Genomic DNA, 17,765 nt, shown 5'->3' on the forward strand with positions numbered 1-17,765 from the left:
GGCTCTCGCCGCTGCGGCGGGGCGTTCCTATACTCGGCCCCGTATTCAACGATTGCCCTTGCGGGAATCCCTACGGGAGAAGCTTCCATGTCTCACCCCCTCGACCTGGCGTCGGTCAACGCCCTGGACGAAGCGGCCTTTGCCGAGGCCTTCGGCAGCGTGTTCGAGCACTTTCCGCAGGCAGCGGCAGGCGCCTGGGCGCAGCGGCCGTTCGCCTCGGTGGCGGCGCTGCATGGCGCGATGATGGACGTGGTGCGCAAGCTCGATGCGCCGCGCCAGTGCGATTTCCTGAACCTGCACCCGCAGCTGTCGGCGCGCAATATCCGCGCGGGCACCATGACGGCGGATTCCAATGCCGAGCAGAAGAGCGCCGGACTGGATGCGATGTCGGTGCAGCAGGAGGCCACGCTGGACCAGCTAAACGCCGACTACCAGGCGCGCCACGGCTTCCCCTTCATCATCTGCGTGCGCCACTACACCCGCGAAGGCATCTTTGCCGCGTTCGAGCGCCGCATCGGGCGCAGCACGCAGCAGGAACTGGACGAGGCGCTGGCCCAGATCGCGGCCATCACGCGCGGGCGGCTGGCGGCGCGGCTGGCCGGCTGAGCCTGGCGCCTAGCCAAAGGCTTCAAGCCCCAGCGCCAGCATCCCCACCAGCATCAGGCTGAGGGCCCAGACCGCCTCCAGGTTGAACCAGCTGCGCGAGACGAACTGCAGCCCCAGGTAGCGGTAGACCAGCCATGCCATGCCGCCGCCCATGGCAAACATGGCCAGCGTATGCAGCAGCGCGACCGCCAGCGCCATCCCCAGGTTGGCGCCGGCGAGCGTGGCGGCCGCCTGGTGCCCCGGCTCGCTATCGGTGCGGCACAGGCCAAGATAGATCGGCACCAGCATCAGCCCGGCGCCATGCGCGATCGCCACCGCGAACGACCACAGGGCGAGGCGCGACGGCGCGATGCGCACCAGTGCGCGCGGATGGCCGCGCCTGAACAGCAGCGCGATGCCCCCGGCGATCAGCAGCACGCTGGCGCCGATGCGGATCTGCGCCTGCCAGGCGACCAGCGCGGCCAGCATGCCGAATGGCAGCGTCACCGCCAGGACCGCCAGCGCGTGCCCGGCCGCCAGATACCCCAGCGCGGCAACGAGCGCGCGGCCGCTGTGCGCCAGCAGACCGTTCGAGACCGCCAGCGGCCATCCCATCGCCGGGTTGACGCCGTGATAGAGCCCGCTGGCCAGCACCGCCGACCACAGGCCAAGCTGTTCCCAGTCGTGCCCGCTCAAGCCCTGGCCGAGGGATAGCAAAACGAATCGGTCGAGCAGTCGCCGCCTTCCAGCCGGATCTGGTGCGCGCGGTAGCCTTCGGGAAACTCGACCCAGTAATCGTCGGCCAGCGTCAGGCCGCCGTCCGCTCCGGCCCGCGCCATGACCTGCGCGCCGGGAATGCCGTCGGGGTAGAACTGCTGGTCCCAGGTGGAATACAGCGAGTTGGTCCAGTAGACGCGCTCGCCGTCGCGGCTGATTTCCACCATCTGCGGGCCGCCGGCGAAGGCCTTGCCGTTGGGATGCGCGGTGCGGCGGACAATGCCGCCGAGATGGACCGAGCCCGCCAGCCGGGGCTTGCGCGGATCGGTGACGTCGTACTGGCGCATCTCGCCCGTGCCCCAGCACGACACATAGAGGAATTTGTCGTCCAGCGACAGGTCGATATCGGTCACCAGCGGCGGCACCGCGCCGAAGCCTTGCAGCAGCGGCGGCAACTGGCTCGCGTCGGCGGCTTCCGGCGGGATGGTTGCGGTCTTTTCGGCGTGGAACTTGCCGTCTTCGCGCCACCAGGTCCAGATCGAGCCTTCCAGGTTGGTGGTGTCGACCACCACGCCGACGAAGCCGTACTCGCGCACCGGATCATGCGCGGGCCGGACTTCCAGCGCCATCTGGTGATTGGCGCCGAGGTCGATGGTCTGCACGTTGCGCCGTGCGCGCAGGTCCCAGAAATGCAGCTTGTGGCCGTAGCGGTTGCCGAGCAGATCCTCGGGTACCAGCCCGTTCTCGAACTGCGGCGGCAGGGCCCATTCGCTCGACACCATGTAGTCGCGCGGCAGGTTCCACCAGAAGTCGTAGTGCTTCTGCTGCTCGCCGCGGTCGATCTCCCAGCGGCCCAGCACCTCGAAGGTCTCGCAGTCCATGATGAAGATGCCAGGCGTGCCGTCGGTGCCATCCGGCCCGCTGCCGCCCAGCGTGCTGACATAGATGCCCTCGGGGCCGCAGTGCACGGTATGCGGCCGCGAATAGCCGGTCTTGCGGAAGATCTCGTCCGGCTCGACGATCTTGTGGATGCGAGCCTGGGTCGGATGCGGCCTGGTATCGACGATATACAGGCGCGACGAGCGCATCCCCGGAATGATCAGGTAGCGCCGCTCCAGGAACGCATGGCCGGTCAGCGGCGACAGCGCCGACGAACAGGCATTCCAGCCGAAGTGATGGAGCTCGTCGCCCTTGTGCGTCATCGGCACGGTATGCACCACCTGGCTGTAGGTCGGCGATCCGGGCTTGACGTCGATCACCGCGAGCGCATCGGGCTGCGCGCCGTCGGGGCTCAGCAATACCGTGTAGGCAAAGGATTCCGCTGGCGCGTGGATCGCAAGCTCCGGCGAGGCGTGAAACGTCGGATCTGGCCGCATGTTCATGGTGAGCCCCTCCCTGGTCCTGGCGGACCTTGCGACATCGCCGGTACGTCACCTGGCGCGTGGCCGAGTGCGCGGTAAGCCTACCTAGCCTAGGTCGTTCTGCATGCCGAGTCAAAGCCGCGCGCGCCGCGGGGCTTGCGCGGATTCATGCAGGCGGAAGGTCCGGTTTGCGAAATACAGATTGTCGGAAACACGTGGATCGCGCACAAAGGAGGCTTGATCAAGCAAAGGAACATCCGGGCGATGGACGCGGCAATCGTTGAAGGCAAGGGCGAGGCATACAGCCTCGACAATCCGGCACTGGAAAGCATCGGGGTCAGGATCACCCATTGGCGCGATGACTACGTCGAGCTGGAACTGCCGCTCGCGCCCAATATGCTCAACCGCAGCCGCGTCGTGCATGGCGGCACCCTCTGCACCTTGCTCGATGCCGCCACCGGCTATGCCGGCCTCTACTCGGCGCCGGGCGAGACCCCGCGGCACGCGGTCACGCTGTCGCTGACGTCCAACTTCCTCAGCAACGGGACCGGCAAGCTGCTGACGGCCAGGGGCATGGTGGACCGCCGCGGCCGCTCGATCTTCTTTTCGCGCGCCGAGGTGTGGCTGGATGGGGAACTGCTGGTGGCAACCGGCGTGGCCACCATGAAATACCTGAAGTAGCGCGCTACTTGCGGCGGCGCCGGCGCGGCGCCGCAAACATCGACATGTCGCGCAGGATGCAGTCCAGCAGCGTATTGGCGGCCACCCCCATGGGCCGGCCCGCCTTGACCAGCAGGCGCGCCTTGGCGGCTTCGAACAGCGGATGGGCGATCGGCAATGTCACCAGTTCGCCCGACTGCAATTCCCGGTAGGCCGCGAAGCCGCCGATCAGCGTGATGCCGTCATGGCGCTTGACGAAGTGCCGCAGCACCGCCAGCGAGTTGGTGGTCAGCGTCGGGCGGATCTGGATGTTCTCGGCGTAGGCCAGCATCTGCACCACCTGGCCCAGGCCGAATGCCGGCGGCATCATGGCCAGCGGATAGTCCGCCAGTTCCTGCACCTGCACCTTGCCGCCGCGGCGCGCCAGCGGATGCCCGGCATGCACCAGCAGCACCACCGGCTGCGACGACGTGGCCACCCAGGCGATGTCGGCATGGCCCGGCGGGTTGTAGGCCAGGCCGATATGGGCACGGCTTTCGGCCACCTCCTGCAGCACGTTGTTGACCGGCAGGATGTCGACGGTCACGTCGAGCCGCGGATAGCGCGCGCAGAAATCCGTCAGCACTTCATCCATCAGGCCGTCGACATAGCCTTCGCTGGTGGCGATGCGCACCTGGCCATGCTGCAGCCCGCGCAAGGCCTGCAGGCGGTCTTCGAACAGTTCCTGTTGGGCGCGGCAGCCGCGCCAGTATTCCAGCAGGTGCACCGCCGCTTCGGTCGGCTGCACGCCGCGCGCATGGCGGTCGAACAGCGGCGCACCCACTTCTTCTTCCAGCAGGCGGATCTGGCGCGTGATCACCGACGGCGAGGTGTTGATGCTGTCGGCCGCGCCGCGGATCGAGCCGTGGGTCAGGACTTCATGGAAATAGCGCAGCCTGCGCTGGTTCAGTTCGCGCATGTCGGACCTCGTTGTCTGGCGTGGAAGGCGCCGGCGTGTCGTGGTGTTGCCGGCAGGGCAACGATAGCCGACTTAAGTTGCTCTTGCTCTGTTTTTTCAGATGCCAGACGATCAACGCCTGCCACCAAAAGACATCGCGTCCACAAGAGCCGACCACCACGGGAGAGATCGACATGTCAGCAACCCTGCCCCCACCCCATCTCACGGAAGCCGCCCGCGCTGCGCAGCAGGCGCTGTACCGCAAGCTGAACTGGCGCCTGTTGCCGTTCCTGCTGCTGTGCTACACCTTCGCCTACCTGGATCGCGTCAACATCGGCTTCGCCAAGCTGCAGATGCAGAGCGACCTGGGTTTTTCCGACGCGGTGTATGGGCTCGGCGCCGGCATCTTTTTCTTCGGCTACGTGCTGTTCGAGATCCCGAGCAACCTGCTGCTGCCCCGGATCGGTGCACGCAAGACCATCAGCCGCATCCTGGTGCTGTGGGGCCTGACCTCGGCGGGCATGATGTTCGTGCGCGACGAAACCACGTTCTACGTGCTGCGTTTCCTGCTTGGCGTGTTCGAGGCCGGCTTCGCGCCCGGGATGATCTTCTACCTGACCTACTGGTACGGGCAGCAACGCATGGCCCGGGTGATGGCGGTGGTGATGCTGGCCGGGCCGATCGGCGGCATCTTCGGCTCGCCGCTGTCGACCTGGCTGATGACGGCGCTGTCCGGCGCGCACGGGCTGGCGGGATGGCAATGGATGTTCCTGGTGGAAGGGCTGCCATGCGTGCTGCTCGGCGCGCTGGCGCTGCGCGTGCTGGCGGACCGGCCGGCCGAGGCAAGCTGGCTCAGCGACGCGGAAAAGCGCATGCTGGCCGCCGAGTTGAATGCACCGGCCGGCGGGCATCACTCGTTCGGCCAGGTCGCGCGCGATCCGCGCGTGTACCTGTTGGCCTTTGCCTACTTCACCATGATCTGCGGCATCTACGCGGTCAGCTTCTGGCTGCCGTCGATCCTGAAGGCGGACGGCGTCACCGACACCATGCAGATCGGCCTGTATTCGATGATTCCCTATATTGCCGCGGCGATTGCCATGCTGGTGATCGGCCGCAGCTCGGACCGCCGCGGCGAGCGCCGCTGGCATAGCGCGGTGCCGGCCTTTACCGGCGCGGTGGCGCTGGCGGTGGCCACGCAGTCCAGCGGCAACCTGCCGGTGTCGCTGTTGTGCATGACCATCGCCACGGCGATGATGTGGGCTGCCTATACCGTGTTCTGGGCGATTCCGTCGCAATACCTGAAGGGCGATGCCGCGGCCGGCGGCATTGCGCTGATCAATACCATCGGCCTGATCGGCGGCTTCCTCAGCCCGACCATCATCGGCGCGGTGCGCACTGCCACCGGCAGCATGCAGGCCGGGCTGCTGGTGATGGTGGTACTGCTGATGGCCGGCGCGGCGGTGCTGGTGGCCAACCGGATGCCGTCGCCGCAGGGCGCGGTATCGCCGGCCTGACGCCGGATTTTTGTTTCACGGAGAAGAACCTTGGCAACACGGATCCTGGTCGCCGGCTTCCAGCACGAGACCAATACCTTTGCCCCGTCAAAGGCGACTTACGCCAGCTTCGAGCGCGGCGAAGGCTTTCCCGCGATGGTGCGCGGCGATGACATGCGCGCGCTGCGCGACGTCAATATCCCGGCCGGCGGTTTCATGGCCGCCGCCGAGCGGCACGGCTGGACGCTGCTGCCGGTGGTCTGGGCCGGCGCCAGCCCGTCCGCGCACGTGACCGAGGACGCGTACGAGCGCATCGCCGGCGAGATCGTCGGCGCTGCCCGCGCGGGCGGCTTCGACGCGGTTTATCTCGACCTGCACGGCGCCATGGTGGCCGAGCACACCGATGACGGCGAGGGCACGCTGCTCGCGCGCATCCGCGCGGCGGTGGGCCCGGGCGTGCCGGTGGTCGCCTCGCTCGACCTGCATGCCAACGTCACGCAGGCCATGCTGCAGTCGGCCGACGCGCTGGTGGCCTACCGCACCTACCCGCATGTCGACATGGCGGAGACCGGCGCGCGCGCCGCGGCGCTGCTGCAGCGCCTGCTGGAGCGCAAGGGAACACTGCACCGCGCGGTGCGCCGGCTGCCGTTCCTGATCCCGATCAACGGCATGTGCACGCTGCTGGAGCCGGCGCGCGCCATGTACGCGCTGTTGCAGCAGCGCGAGCGCGGCGAGGTGGTGTCGCTGTCGTTCGCGCCGGGCTTTCCGGCCGCGGATTTCCCGGAGTGCGGGCCGGTGATCTGGGGCTATGGCGAGGATGCCGGCGCGGCCGACGCGGCGGTGCAGGCGCTGTACGACCGGATGCTGGCCGACGAGCCCGCCTGGGAGGTGCCGTTCCTCTCGCCCGACGAGGCCGTGCTCGAAGCCATGCGGCTGGCCGCGGGGGCCACGCGCCCGGTGGTCATCGCCGACACGCAGGACAACCCCGGCGCGGGCGGCGATTCGAACACCATGGGCATGCTGCGCGCGCTGTTGCGCCATGGCGCACGGCAGGCGGCGATCGGGTTGATCTGGGACCCGGCCGCGGCGGCCGAGGCGCACCGTGCGGGCGTGGGCGCGACCATCGAGGTGGCGCTCGGCGGCGTATCGGGGGTGCCCGGCGATGCGCCGCTGCAGGGCCGCTTCGAGGTGCTGAAGCTGTCCGATGGCGTATGCCGCTACGGCGGGCCGATGATGCACGGCATGCTGGCCGATGTCGGCCCGGTCGCACTGTTGCGCATCGACGATGTGCAGGTGGTGGTCAGTGCCGGCAAGGCCCAGATGCTCGACCGCAACCTGTTCCGCGTGGGCGGGGTCGAGCCCGAGGCGATGAAGATCCTGGTCAACAAGAGCTCGGTGCACTTCCGCGCCGATTTCCAGGGCATCGCGCATGCCGTGCTGGTGGCCAAGGCACCGGGCCCGATGACGGCCGATCCCGCGGACTTGCCCTGGACCAGGCTGGCCCCGGGCATCCGGCTCAAGCCGATGGGCAGGCCTTTCCAGCCCGGATGAGGGCGGCAGGGGCGCGAGGTCCGCTATGCCTCGCGCCGCGCCAGCGCCAGGAAGGTACCCAGGCCCACCATCGTGACACCCGAGGCACGGGTCATCAGCCGCGCGCGAGCCGCGCTGGCGGCCCCGGACCTGAGCAGGCGATGCGCGGCAAAGACCACGACCACGTCGACCAGCGTGTTGAGCGCGACGCAGATGCAGCCCAGCAGCACCAGCTGCGACACGGCCGCTGCGCCGGGCGCGACGAACTGCGGCAGGAACGCCAGGAAGAACAGCGCGGTCTTGACGTTCAGCACCTCGACCACCACGCCTTCCATCAGCGCGCGGCGCGCGCCGCGCGACGGCACGGCCGCGACCGTGGCGGGCGGGTCCTTGCGCACCAGCATGCGTACGCCCAGGTACACCAGGTAGGCCGCCCCAAGGTACTTGAGCACGCTGAACGCCACCGCGGACTGGGCGATGACCAGCGACAGGCCCGCGGCCGCGGCCAGCACGTGCAGCAATCCGCCAAGGCCGGTGCCCAGGCATGAGGCGAGGCCCTCCGACCGTCCGCCGGACACCGTTCGCGCGACGACATAGGCGATGGCCGGGCCGGGGGTGATGGCGAGCACGACTGCGGCGATCAGGAAGGGGATCAGCGACATGGTTCGGGGTTCCTTGTTGATGAGGCAGGGTTGCGGCTGCGCCCGCGTGGATTGCGGCGATGCCGGATCAGACCGCGTTGCGCATCGACTGCGCTAGTTCCGTGCAGCCGCGCGCCTCCAGCGCGTCGACCACGCCAAGGCGGTCGCGAGCCTCCTTGTTCTGGCTGAGCTTGCGCTTGCTCACCAGCGACGTCACGGCGATCTCGATGCCGACGATGCCGCGCAGCATGGCGTCGAGGTAGTCGGGCGGGGCGTCGCCCATCTTCCACGGCCGGGCCTCGGCGGCCTCGTGCCGCCGCGTCAGCCGCGCGACCAGGCCGCGCACGAAGCGCTCGTCGTCGCGCACGGTGAGGATGCCGTGCGCGTGCACTACCTCGTAGTTCCAGGTCGGTACTTGGCGATGCGCCTCATGCTTGCTCGGGTACCAGTTCGGCGAGACATAGGCCTCGGCGCCGCGGAACACCACCATCACCGGCGTGCCGGTCGGGCACCGCTGCCAGACCGGGTTGGCCCGCGCCACGTGCGCGGTGAGCACGCCGTGTACGCCGGCGCCGGGGTCGAATTCGAAGGGCAGATGGTCGGCATCCAGGCCGTGCTGGCCGTGCGTGACCAGCATGCCCAGCGGATGCGCATGGATGATGCGGGCAAGGGCGTCGGGGCGGGTCTCGGCGAAATGGTCGGGGAGGTACATCGTTGGGGCTCGGGACGATCGGATGCTCGATACTGTCGCCGACAACTGGCACAATCGGAAGGTCCAGTTTCCAGGAATTTGAATGGGCCAGTTCGACCAGTCCGCCGGCACCCGGGCCGGCGCCACGGGCGCGGGACGCCGCATCTATGACCTGCTGCGCGCCCAGATCGCCGACGGCACGCTGCCGCCGGGCGCGCCGGCGCCGTCCACGCGCGGCCTGGCGGCCGAGCTGGGGGTATCGCGCACCACCGTGACCGCTGCCTATGAACAGCTGGCGGCCGAGGGCTTCCTGGTCACGGCGAGGGGACGGGCGGCCCGCATTGCCAGCCCGCTGGCGGCATCCCCGCCGGCGCGGCCGAATGCCGCGCGGCGCGCCAGGGTACCGGCGCTGTCGCAGTTCGGCCGCCGCGTGGCGGCACTGGGGCTGCCGGCACCGCCGCCGGCCGAGCCGGTGCGCTTCGATTTCCTGTACGGCGCGGTGGCCTGGCGCGACTTCCCGGCGCTGGCGTGGCGTCGCGCCTGGCAGGCCGAACTGCTGCGCCAGCACGACAGCCTGTCCTATGCCGCCCCCGAAGGCGAGGCATCGCTGCGGCGCGCGCTGCAGGGCTACCTGCGCCGCGCGCGCGGGCTGGCCTGCGATGCCGGGCAGATCGTGGTGGTGCATGGCTCGCAGCAGGCCATCGACCTGTGCGCGCGGCTGTTGCTGGACGACGGCGATACCTTTGCCTTCGAAGACCCCGGCTACCTGATGGCCAGGCGCTGCTTCGAGGCCACCGGCGCGACGTGCCTGCCAGTCCCGGTGGACGGGCATGGCATGGATACCGCCAGCCTGCCCGCGGCAGACCGGGTCCGGCTGGCCTACGTGACGCCGTCGCACCAGTTCCCGTTGGGCGGGGTGCTGCCGATCGGGCGCCGGCAGGCGTTGCTGCAATGGGCGCGGCGCCATGACGCGTGGATCGTCGAGGACGACTACGACGGCGAATTCCGCTACGGCCAGCGACCGATCGACACCCTGCGCGCGATCGACACCGATGGCCGCGTGATCTATGTCGGCACCTTCTCCAAGGCGCTGTCGCCACAGCTGCGGCTCGGCTACCTGGTGCTGCCGCCGGAGCTGGTGCCGGTGTTCCGGCAGGCCAAGCGGCTGGCCGACCGCCATGCGCCCGTGCTGGAGCAGCGCGTGCTGGCCGCGCTGATCGACAGCGGCGCCTACGAGCGCCACGTGCGCCGCATGCGCCGCGAGAACGAGCGCCGCCGCGCGGCCCTGCTCGATGGCATTGCGCGCCACCTGCCTGGCGATGCCGAGGTCAGCGGCACCGCCGCCGGGCTGCACGTGGTGCTGTGGCTGCCGTCGCTGCGGCCGCGGGACGAGCCGGCACTGGTGGCCGCCGCGCGCGGCGCCGGCGTGGGCGTCTACCCGGTCTCGGCGCTGTATGCCCGGCCGCACGGGGCAGGCCGGCCTCGCGCGGCGGGCCTGGTGCTGGGCTATGCCAGCCTGACAACGGCACAGATCGAGCAGGGCGTGCGCGTGCTGGGCACGGTGGTCGCGGCGATGGGCCCGTGAAGCGGCCGGCGCCTCCGGCCTCGCATGCCGGGCGTTTCGGCCAATGACATTGAGCAGAACGGCAATTGGCCCGCCTGGCGCAACGCTCTAACGTCTGTCCAAAACGACCGCGGCCGGCACACCGGGCGGCAACACCAGAACGACAACCAGGAGACAGCGCATGGCTATCGCAAAGTGTGGAAGGGGCAGGCGTTTGCTATCGGTCGTGGTAAGGGCCATGGCGGCACTGGCGATGTGCGCGGCAGCGCCGGCCGTGACGGCCGCTGGCGATTTCCCGGCCAAGCCCATCGAGTTCTGGATTCCGTTCCCGCCCGGCGGTCCCACCGACGGCTCGCTGCGCACGCTGCTGGCAGCCGCCGGCAAGGAACTGGACCAGCGCGTGGTGCCGATCAACAAGCCCGGTGCGGGCGCCACGCTGGCGGCACAGGTGATGTCCCAGACGGCGGCGCCGAACGGGTACACGCTGTCGATGGTCGCGGCCAATATCTTCCGCATGCCGCACCTGCAAAAGACGCCATACGACCCGCTCAAGGACTTTACCTACATCATCGGCCTGACCAACTACCGCTATGGCCTGGTGGTCCGCGCCGACGCGCGCTGGAAGACGCTGGAAGAATTCCTCGCCTACGCGAAGGCGAACCCGGGCAAAGTGACCTACGGTGCGGTCGGCATCGGCAGCTCGGGGCATATCTCGATGGAAAAGCTCGGCAGGGCTGCCGGTGCGAAATTCACCTTCGTGCCTTACAAGGGCGGCGCCGAGGAAATGATGGCGCTGATGGGCGGCGACATCGATGCGGTGCTGGACCCGGGCTGGGGACAATACGCCGTCGCCGGCAAGGTGCGGCCGCTGGCCATCGTCGGCGACACGCGCTTTGCGCGCTTCAAGGATGTGCCGACCCTGAAGGAGCGGGCTACGACATCACCGCCAGCTCGCTGGTGGGCATCGTCGGCCCGCGCGGCATGGACCCGGCGGTGGTCAGGAAGCTGCACGATGCGTTCTTCCGCGCAGCGCAGGACCCGGCCTACCTGCGCTCGCTCGAGGCCATCGACCTGGAGCCGGTCCACCTCAACAGCGCGGACTACACCAGGTTCGCAGCGGAACAGTTCGAGCGCGAGAAGCGCGTGGTGCAGCAGCTCGATATCAGCCTGCAGTGATCGGCGTGCGATCATCGCGCGACCCGCTGCACTGTCTCAGTGCAGCCGGCCATGCCGGGACATCCGTGGCTCGGGTTAGCGCAACTTCTTTGATACGCTGGTGGTATGCCTGCCGCTGCCATCGCTGCTTGCGCGCCAAGTGCGCCTGATTTCTGCACTCCCCCGGCTGGCAGCGGCCAAAGGAGTGATCATGCAAGAGCTGACTTTTAGCGCCCTGCTGTACCGCTATTTCTTCTTCGGCTGGCTGTTCCGGGACGCGAGCCGCGGCAACCGCGCCGAACGCACGCGCGCCTGGCACTTCAACCAGGCGCGCGCGCATTGGCTGCTGACCTACATGCGGCGCTGGCTCTGGTGCGGCGTGTTCTTCTACGCGCTGGGCGGCGCTGTGGAGCTGATGTTGTCCGCGCCCGCACTGTCGGCGCTGTTCTACGTGCCCGGCGCGCTGTGCGTGCCGGTCAATGTTGTCATCGGGGTGCTGTGGGTGGGCCTGAAGACGCTGCCCGGGCCGCTGTGAACATAGGGAGGCGTCCTGCACGCCGCCAACGGCTTCCTTCTCCCTCTGCTATGGTTAACTGGCCTGTCCGTCACGCGCGCCGGCCCCTGGCCGGCATCTGGCATGGCGACCTACGGCAACCTTGGAACCAGGGAGAACGGCATGAAACCCGGCAAGCTCATGGTGGCGGCGGCGCTTGCCGCCGCGTCCCTCGCGCCCGCCATGGCGATGGCGCAACCCGAGACCCGCGTCGACTCGGTTTCCGGCGTGGGCGCGTCGCGCACCACCGGCACGGTCAAGGCCACGGCCACGGTGGCAGCCATTGATGCGGCCACACGCACCATTACCCTCAAGGACGAGCAGGGCAAGCTCACCGACGTGCAGGTCGGCGACGATGTGCGCAACTTCGGGCAGCTGCGCGTGGGCGATGCGGTCACGGCGGAATACTCGCAAGCGTTGTCGGTGAGCCTGAACCGCCAGAGCGGCATCCGCTCCAGCAGCGAGCGCGAGATCACGCAGCGCGCCGCGCCGGGCGCCAAGCCGGGCGGCATGGTCGGGCGCGAGGTCACGGTCACCGCGGACGTGGTGGCGGTCGACGCGAAGACCGGCATGGTGACACTGAAGGGCCCGCAGGGCCGGATGGTGGATGTGCATGTCGCGGATCCCAAGCAGCTGAAGGCGGTGCGCGCCGGCGAGCAGGTGCAGGCGGTCTACACCGAGGCGATCGCGATCTCGGTCACGCCGCGCAATGCGCGGTGATTTGCCGGCGGCCGCCCGCTACATCACGCGCCCGAACCACCACAGCGACAACAGCGCCGCGCACGCCGCCAGCAGCGCGCCCAGCGCGGCGAACAGCGCGGTGATCTCGACCTGGCTGCGCTTGTCGAACGCCAGCCGCGCGTTGAGCGCCCGGTACACCCGCTTCAGTTCGGTGGCATCCTCCAGCCGGAAGTATTCGGCCCCGGTGGCGTCGGCGACTTCCTTCAGCACCTTCTCGTCCAGCCTGACGCGGGCGGACCAGCCGTCGACCGAGAGCACCACGCCTTCGGGGGTGCCCACACCCACGGTATAGATGCGCACGCCGTGCTCGGCGGCAAGCTGGGCGGCGCGCATCGCCGCCGGGCCGGCGTTGCTTTCGCCATCGGAGAACAGCACGATTGCCCCCGCGGTATAGGAGCCGGGCTGCACCGGCTCGCTGTCGCCGGGCGGATTGGCCAGGGCCCGCGGTCGTCTTGGCGGCGGAGTGTCGTCGTTCATCAGGCGTTCGGCATCGGGCGTGAGCTGCGGTAGCAGCGTGGTCAGCGCGATCAGCATGCCGTTGCCCAGCGCGGTGCCGCCCTGCGGCTGCAGGCGCTCGATCGCGGTGGCGACGGCCTCCCTGGCGCGGGTCGGTGCCTGCGCCACGGCGGCGGTGCCGGCCATCGCAACCACGCCGACGCTGACGCCCGCGGGTTGCGCCTCCAGCAGGGTGGTGGCGGCCTGCTGGGCGGCGCCCAGGCGGCTGGGCTTGACATCCTGGGCCCGCATGCTGCCTGACAGGTCCATCACCAGCACCACAGTCTCGATGCGCGAAGGCAGCATCATCACGGCCTGGGGCCGCGCGATCGCCGCGATCAGCGCGACCAGCGCCAGCAGGACCAGCACCGGCGCCACGTGGCGGCGCCAGCCACTGCCGCCACGGGTGGCAATGCCCGCTGTCTTCAGCGCCGGGTAATGCATGGCCGCGTGCCGCCTGCGCCGGTCGAGCCAGACATAGCCCGCCGCCAGCCCCCCGACCAGCGCGAACAGCCACAGCATGCCTGGCCACAGGAAGCTGAATACGGGCAGGCGGCTGAGCGCGTCGATCATGCAGCCCCCCTGGCGATGTTCGCGGCCCTGGCGCTGCCCTGCTGGCGCCGGCGCTGGCGCGCGAAGCTCAGCAGCGCCAGGTCGAGCCGGGCGTAGGTCGACAGCGTCAGGCACGCCACCCCGGCGCGCGCGAAGGCCTGGCGCAGTTCCGCCTCGCGCGCCTCGGCGGCGGCGGCGAAGCGCTTGCGGAAGGACGGGTCATGCGTATCGACGAACAACTGCTCCCCGGTCTCCGCATCCTGCAGCACTACCAGTCCCAGGTCCGGCAACGCGGTTTCCAGCGGATCGACCAGCCGCACCGCGACCACTTCATGCCGCCGCGCCAGCATGCCCAGCGACGCCTGCCAGCCCGGCGCGCTGATGAAATCCGACACCACGAACACCACGGAGCGCCGCCTTGCCACCCCGCGGGCGCGTTCGAGCAGGTCGCGCAGGCGGGTGTCGCCCGGCGATGCGGCGGGCGTGGCGCGCATGCGGTGCAGCAGGTGCAGCAGCTGGCGGCGCCCGGCGCGCGCCGGCACCACCGTGGCGTCCGCGCTTGCTGCCCCGCCATAGAGCACGGCACCCACCCGGTTGCCATAGCGCGTCAGCAGCAGCGCCATCACCGTGGTGAAGTCGCTGAGCAGGTCGCGCTTGCGCACGCTGCCCGAGCCGAAGTCGATCGATCCGCTCAGGTCGAGCAAAAACCAGGCCGCGACCTCGCGGTCTTCCTGGTACTCGCGCACATGCGGCGTCTGCAGCCGCGCGGTCACGTTCCAGTCGATATGGCGCACGTCATCGCCTGGGTGGTATTCGCGCAGGTCGGCCAGGTCCAGGCCGAAGCCGCGGAACAGCGTGCGGTAGTCGCCTTGCAGCAGCCCGTCGAGGCGGCGCACCACGGTCCATTCCAGGCGCCGCAGCAGGGCGTCGGTCTGGTTTGCGCCGACGCCGGCAAGCGCGACAGCGGGAGCGCCAGGTGTGGCGCCGGGCCCGCTGTCTGGCTCGCGCCGCCTAGTCCGCCGCCCGAACATGGGATTCCATGGGCCGCTCGGGAACCGGCAGCGCCTGCGTGATGCGGGAGATGAGCTGGTCGGCGGTCACGCCGTCGGACATGGCCTCATACGAGAGCGACAGGCGATGGCGCAACACGTCCGGAACCAGGTCGGCCACATCCTCGGGCAGGGCGTAGTGGCGGCCGCGCAGGTAGGCCAGCGCGCGTGCGCCTTCGACCAGGCCGATGGTGGCACGCGGGCTGGCGCCGAACGACACGTAGCGGTCCAGGTCGGCCAGGCCGTAGTCGCCCGGCTTGCGCGTGGCCGCGACCACCCGCACCGCGTACTGGACCAGGCTGGGATCGACATACACCTTGCGGCAGGCCTCCTGCAGCGCGGTCAGGTGCTCGGGCGTGGCCACCGGGCTGACGCTGATGCGCGGGCCGGTGACGCGGTTGACGATGACGACTTCTTCCTCTTCCGACGGATAGCCCACCAGCACCTTCATCATGAAGCGGTCGACCTGCGCCTCGGGCAGCGGGTAGGTGCCCTCGGTCTCGATCGGGTTCTGCGTCGCCATGACCAGGAACGGGGCGGGCACGCGATGGGTCTCGCCGGCGATGGTGACCTGCTTTTCCTGCATCACTTCCAGCAGCGCGCTCTGCACCTTGGCCGGCGCGCGGTTGATCTCGTCGGCCAGCAGCAGGTTGGCAAAGACCGGGCCGCGCACCGTGGAGAACTCGCCCGTGCCCTGGTTGTACATGCGCGTGCCGACCAGGTCGGCCGGCAGCAGGTCCGGCGTGAACTGGATGCGCTTGAAGGTGCCGCTCATGGTCCGCGCCAGCGTGTTGACGGTCAGGGTCTTGGCCAGCCCCGGCACGCCCTCCACCAGCAGGTGGCCGCCGGACAGGATGGCCACCAGCACCCGTTCGAGAAAGTGGTCCTGCCCGACCACCACGCGTTTCACCTCGTACAGCAGGCGTTCCATCAAGTTGGCACTGTCAGCAGCGCCCCTGGCTTGGTCGTTCATAGGTCCCCGCGTCAGAAAGGAGAAGTTCCGATGGATACGCCGGCGCTTTCGATCGTGGTGGCGAAGCCGATGCCGATGAAGGTGCCGCTGTTGCCCGGGTTGAGGATGGCGGTGACGATGCCCACCACCTCGCCATTCATGTTCACCAGCGGGCCGCCCGAGTTGCCCGGATTGACCGCGGCGTCGAACTGGATCAGCTTGTCCAGGTTCCGCTTGCTGTCCGACGCGACGAACTCGCGGTCGAGCCCGGACACCACGCCGGCGGATACCGACGGCCCGATGCCGAACGGAAAGCCCACCGCGACCACTTCGGATCCGGGCATCAGGTCCCGGCTGGAACCCAGTGTCGCCGCCGGCAGGTCGTCGGGTATCGACTTGGCCTGGATCACCGCCAGGTCCTTCTCGGGAATCGTCTGCAGCACGGTGGCCTCGGACGTGTGCCCGTCGTGGAAGGTCAGCTCCAGGCGCCGGGCGCCGGCAATCACGTGGAGGCTGGTAAGGATCACGCCGCGCTCGGTCACCACCACGCCCGAGCCGATGTGGCGGGATTCCGGCTTGTTCTCCGCGCTGTTGCCGGGCGGGCGTTCGTTGGGCAGGGGCGGGGCGGTCGGGGCGGGGGGCGTCGAGGGCGAGGCTTCGGGCGGCGTGGCCGGGGCGTCACGCCCCGCCTGCGGCGCGGAAGCCGCTTCGGCGGTTTTCGCGGGCGCGGGGAAGTTGCGGATCTCGACCACCGATTCACGCACCGCCTCGGCCGCCATGGCGGTACGCGATGGCAGGGGCTTGGTCTCGAGCGTGTGCAGCACCGCCGCGTCGATATCCTTCTGCGTCAGCGCGCGCGGCTTGGGCTGCAACAGCCACGCCGAGCCCACGCCGGCGGCAAGAACCAGCGCGACGGCCGCCGAGACCCATCCGTAGATCGTCACCCGTTTCATCGCAGCCCCCGAGGTCCCGTCCCGCCTTAAAAAATACAGTACCATCCTCTTACCCACGCGCCAAGGAGCAGGGCATGCAGTTTCTCTGGCCGCAGATGCTCTGGTTGCTGCTTGCGCTGCCGGTGCTGGCAGCCGCTTACCTGTACCTGCTCGCGCGGCGCAAGAAGGCCGCGCTGCTGTATGCAAGCCTTGCATTGCCGCGCGCCGCGCTCGGCCCGCGCCAACGCCTGCGCCGCCACATTCCTCCGCTGCTGTTCTTCTTCGCGCTGGCCGTGGCGCTGCTGGCCTGCGCGCGCCCCAGCGCCACCATCACGCTGCCGGCCGACACCGTGACCCTGGTGCTGGCGATGGACACCTCGCGCAGCATGGAGGCCGCCGACGTGCCGCCCAACCGCATCAGCGCCGCCCAGCAGGCCGCCCGCGATCTCGTGGTGGGGCTGCCGGCCAGCGTGCGGCTGGGCATCGTCTCCTTCGCCGGCACCGCGGCGGTGGTGCTGCCGCCCACCGACAACCGGCAAGACATGCTCGACGCGATCGATCGCTTCCAGTTGCAGCGCGGCACCGCCACCGGCAGCGGCCTGTTCCAGGCGCTGGCGGTGCTGTTTCCCGAAGACGGCATCGACCTCGAAGTGATCCTGTTCGGCAGCCGTTCGGACCGCGCCGGGCGCGGCACCTCGCTCGACGAGGCCGCCGCGGCCGACGCCGCGCGCCGGCGCGAACAAAACCAGCAGGCGGCGCAGCCCGGCTCGTACCCCCACGGCGCGGTGATCCTGCTCAGCGACGGCCGGCGCACCACCGGCCCGGATCCGCTCGACGCCGCGCGCATGGCCGCCCAGCGTGGCGTGCGCGTCTACACCGTCGGCTTCGGCTCGCAGCAGGTCATGTCCGCGCCGGAGTCCAGCCTGGCCTACTTCATGCAACTGGATGAACCGGCGCTGCGCGCGGTCGCCGCCATCACCGGCGGCGAGTACTTCCACGCCGGCACGGCGGCCGACCTGAGCCAGGTCTACCGCCAGCTCAGCGCGCGCTTTGCGCTGGAGCGCAGGGAAACCGAATTGGGTGCCTTGTTCGCCGCAGGGGCGGTGGTATTGCTGGCCTTGGCGTGCGGGTTGTCGATGTTGTGGTTCAGGCGGTGA

At 69.5% G+C, this 17,765-nt stretch carries 17 protein-coding genes and 1 pseudogene; 9 read left to right on the forward strand and 9 right to left on the reverse strand.

Going from position 1 to position 17,765, the window contains the following annotated elements; all coding sequences use genetic code 11:
- Positions 1-87: 87 nt before the first annotated feature.
- Positions 88-606 carry a 2-oxo-4-hydroxy-4-carboxy-5-ureidoimidazoline decarboxylase gene (gene uraD / locus ACEI37_RS09970; RefSeq protein ID WP_373376557.1) on the forward strand — a complete coding sequence of 173 codons (519 nt, stop codon included), beginning with the start codon at positions 88-90 and terminating at the stop codon, positions 604-606.
- A gap of 9 nt (positions 607-615) precedes the next feature.
- On the opposite strand, the gene ACEI37_RS09975 is transcribed toward uraD, so the two are convergent.
- Entirely contained in the window at positions 616-1,281 is a 666-nt protein-coding gene (locus ACEI37_RS09975) for a hypothetical protein (RefSeq protein ID WP_373376558.1), read from the reverse strand.
- A complete protein-coding gene (locus ACEI37_RS09980) occupies positions 1,278-2,684 on the reverse strand; it encodes a selenium-binding protein SBP56-related protein (RefSeq protein ID WP_373376559.1) in 1,407 nt (468 codons plus the stop codon). The genes ACEI37_RS09975 and ACEI37_RS09980 overlap by 4 nt, the downstream gene beginning before the upstream one ends.
- Positions 2,685-2,927: 243 nt before the next feature.
- Here ACEI37_RS09980 and ACEI37_RS09985 point away from each other — a divergent pair, with 243 nt between their 5' ends.
- A complete protein-coding gene (locus tag ACEI37_RS09985; RefSeq protein ID WP_373376560.1) occupies positions 2,928-3,344 on the forward strand; it encodes a PaaI family thioesterase in 417 nt (138 codons plus the stop codon).
- 4 nt (positions 3,345-3,348) lie between these two features.
- On the opposite strand, the gene ACEI37_RS09990 is transcribed toward ACEI37_RS09985, so the two are convergent.
- Positions 3,349-4,281, reverse strand: a complete 933-nt coding sequence (locus tag ACEI37_RS09990) for a LysR family transcriptional regulator (protein WP_373376561.1) — start codon at positions 4,279-4,281, stop codon at positions 3,349-3,351.
- Between the two features lie 173 nt (positions 4,282-4,454).
- On the opposite strand from ACEI37_RS09990, the gene ACEI37_RS09995 reads away from it, so the two are divergent.
- The gene (locus ACEI37_RS09995; RefSeq protein WP_373376562.1) at positions 4,455-5,774 is read left to right on the forward strand and encodes an MFS transporter; all 1,320 of its coding nucleotides are present in this window, start codon (positions 4,455-4,457) and stop codon (positions 5,772-5,774) included.
- A gap of 30 nt (positions 5,775-5,804) precedes the next feature.
- Positions 5,805-7,304, forward strand: a complete 1,500-nt coding sequence (locus ACEI37_RS10000) for a M81 family metallopeptidase (RefSeq protein ID WP_373376563.1) — start codon at positions 5,805-5,807, stop codon at positions 7,302-7,304.
- Between the two features lie 23 nt (positions 7,305-7,327).
- Here ACEI37_RS10000 and ACEI37_RS10005 read toward each other — a convergent pair whose 3' ends face one another.
- Together ACEI37_RS10005 and ACEI37_RS10010 are read right to left on the reverse strand one after the other, a co-directional pair.
- Positions 7,328-7,945, reverse strand: a complete 618-nt coding sequence (locus ACEI37_RS10005) for a LysE family translocator (protein ID WP_373376564.1) — start codon at positions 7,943-7,945, stop codon at positions 7,328-7,330.
- A gap of 67 nt (positions 7,946-8,012) precedes the next feature.
- Complete coding sequence (locus tag ACEI37_RS10010; RefSeq protein WP_373376565.1) at positions 8,013-8,636, reverse strand: FMN-binding negative transcriptional regulator; 624 nt, start codon at positions 8,634-8,636, stop codon at positions 8,013-8,015.
- Positions 8,637-8,718: 82 nt separating this feature from the next.
- Here ACEI37_RS10010 and ACEI37_RS10015 point away from each other — a divergent pair, with 82 nt between their 5' ends.
- From ACEI37_RS10015 to ACEI37_RS10030, 4 genes and pseudogenes are all read left to right on the forward strand, one after another.
- The gene (locus tag ACEI37_RS10015) at positions 8,719-10,200 is read left to right on the forward strand and encodes a PLP-dependent aminotransferase family protein (RefSeq protein ID WP_373376566.1); all 1,482 of its coding nucleotides are present in this window, start codon (positions 8,719-8,721) and stop codon (positions 10,198-10,200) included.
- Positions 10,201-10,432: 232 nt separating this feature from the next.
- Positions 10,433-11,355, forward strand: a pseudogene (locus tag ACEI37_RS10020) (tripartite tricarboxylate transporter substrate binding protein).
- A 190-nt stretch (positions 11,356-11,545) separates the two neighbouring features.
- Positions 11,546-11,869 (forward strand): hypothetical protein, encoded by a 324-nt coding sequence (locus ACEI37_RS10025; RefSeq protein WP_373376567.1) that lies wholly within the window; start codon positions 11,546-11,548, stop codon positions 11,867-11,869.
- Between the two features lie 141 nt (positions 11,870-12,010).
- Positions 12,011-12,607: a hypothetical protein gene (locus ACEI37_RS10030; RefSeq protein WP_373376568.1), complete on the forward strand. Its 597-nt coding sequence runs from the start codon at positions 12,011-12,013 to the stop codon at positions 12,605-12,607.
- An 18-nt stretch (positions 12,608-12,625) separates the two neighbouring features.
- Here ACEI37_RS10030 and ACEI37_RS10035 read toward each other — a convergent pair whose 3' ends face one another.
- From ACEI37_RS10035 to ACEI37_RS10050, 4 genes are read right to left on the reverse strand one after another with little or no spacing between them, the layout of a single operon-like run.
- Positions 12,626-13,696, reverse strand: coding sequence for a VWA domain-containing protein (locus ACEI37_RS10035; protein WP_373376569.1), 1,071 nt, complete (start codon positions 13,694-13,696; stop codon positions 12,626-12,628).
- On the reverse strand, positions 13,693-14,706 hold the full coding sequence (locus ACEI37_RS10040) for a DUF58 domain-containing protein (RefSeq protein WP_373376570.1): 1,014 nt from the start codon (positions 14,704-14,706) through the stop codon (positions 13,693-13,695). The genes ACEI37_RS10035 and ACEI37_RS10040 overlap by 4 nt, the downstream gene beginning before the upstream one ends.
- Positions 14,687-15,697, reverse strand: a complete 1,011-nt coding sequence (locus tag ACEI37_RS10045) for a MoxR family ATPase (protein ID WP_111520438.1) — start codon at positions 15,695-15,697, stop codon at positions 14,687-14,689. The genes ACEI37_RS10040 and ACEI37_RS10045 overlap by 20 nt, the downstream gene beginning before the upstream one ends.
- A gap of 11 nt (positions 15,698-15,708) precedes the next feature.
- Positions 15,709-16,629 (reverse strand): S1C family serine protease, encoded by a 921-nt coding sequence (locus ACEI37_RS10050; protein WP_373376571.1) that lies wholly within the window; start codon positions 16,627-16,629, stop codon positions 15,709-15,711.
- Between the two features lie 74 nt (positions 16,630-16,703).
- On the opposite strand from ACEI37_RS10050, the gene ACEI37_RS10055 reads away from it, so the two are divergent.
- Positions 16,704-17,765: a VWA domain-containing protein gene (locus ACEI37_RS10055; protein WP_373376572.1), complete on the forward strand. Its 1,062-nt coding sequence runs from the start codon at positions 16,704-16,706 to the stop codon at positions 17,763-17,765.

The organism is Cupriavidus nantongensis (genome assembly GCF_041726985.1).
GTDB classification, from domain to species: domain Bacteria; phylum Pseudomonadota; class Gammaproteobacteria; order Burkholderiales; family Burkholderiaceae; genus Cupriavidus; species Cupriavidus nantongensis_A.

Coding starts and splice junctions, on each gene's coding strand:
- ACEI37_RS10025 (WP_373376567.1), top strand. CDS start 11,546: ATGCAAGAGCTGACTTTTAGCGCCCTGCTGTACCGCTATTTCTTCTTC.
- ACEI37_RS10035 (WP_373376569.1), bottom strand. CDS start 13,696: ATGATCGACGCGCTCAGCCGCCTGCCCGTATTCAGCTTCCTGTGGCCA.
- ACEI37_RS09990 (WP_373376561.1), bottom strand. CDS start 4,281: ATGCGCGAACTGAACCAGCGCAGGCTGCGCTATTTCCATGAAGTCCTG.
- ACEI37_RS10050 (WP_373376571.1), bottom strand. CDS start 16,629: ATGAAACGGGTGACGATCTACGGATGGGTCTCGGCGGCCGTCGCGCTG.
- ACEI37_RS10030 (WP_373376568.1), top strand. CDS start 12,011: ATGAAACCCGGCAAGCTCATGGTGGCGGCGGCGCTTGCCGCCGCGTCC.
- ACEI37_RS10015 (WP_373376566.1), top strand. CDS start 8,719: ATGGGCCAGTTCGACCAGTCCGCCGGCACCCGGGCCGGCGCCACGGGC.
- ACEI37_RS10055 (WP_373376572.1), top strand. CDS start 16,704: ATGCAGTTTCTCTGGCCGCAGATGCTCTGGTTGCTGCTTGCGCTGCCG.
- ACEI37_RS09995 (WP_373376562.1), top strand. CDS start 4,455: ATGTCAGCAACCCTGCCCCCACCCCATCTCACGGAAGCCGCCCGCGCT.
- ACEI37_RS10010 (WP_373376565.1), bottom strand. CDS start 8,636: ATGTACCTCCCCGACCATTTCGCCGAGACCCGCCCCGACGCCCTTGCC.
- uraD (WP_373376557.1), top strand. CDS start 88: ATGTCTCACCCCCTCGACCTGGCGTCGGTCAACGCCCTGGACGAAGCG.
- ACEI37_RS10005 (WP_373376564.1), bottom strand. CDS start 7,945: ATGTCGCTGATCCCCTTCCTGATCGCCGCAGTCGTGCTCGCCATCACC.
- ACEI37_RS10045 (WP_111520438.1), bottom strand. CDS start 15,697: ATGAACGACCAAGCCAGGGGCGCTGCTGACAGTGCCAACTTGATGGAA.
- ACEI37_RS10040 (WP_373376570.1), bottom strand. CDS start 14,706: ATGTTCGGGCGGCGGACTAGGCGGCGCGAGCCAGACAGCGGGCCCGGC.
- ACEI37_RS09980 (WP_373376559.1), bottom strand. CDS start 2,684: ATGAACATGCGGCCAGATCCGACGTTTCACGCCTCGCCGGAGCTTGCG.
- ACEI37_RS09985 (WP_373376560.1), top strand. CDS start 2,928: ATGGACGCGGCAATCGTTGAAGGCAAGGGCGAGGCATACAGCCTCGAC.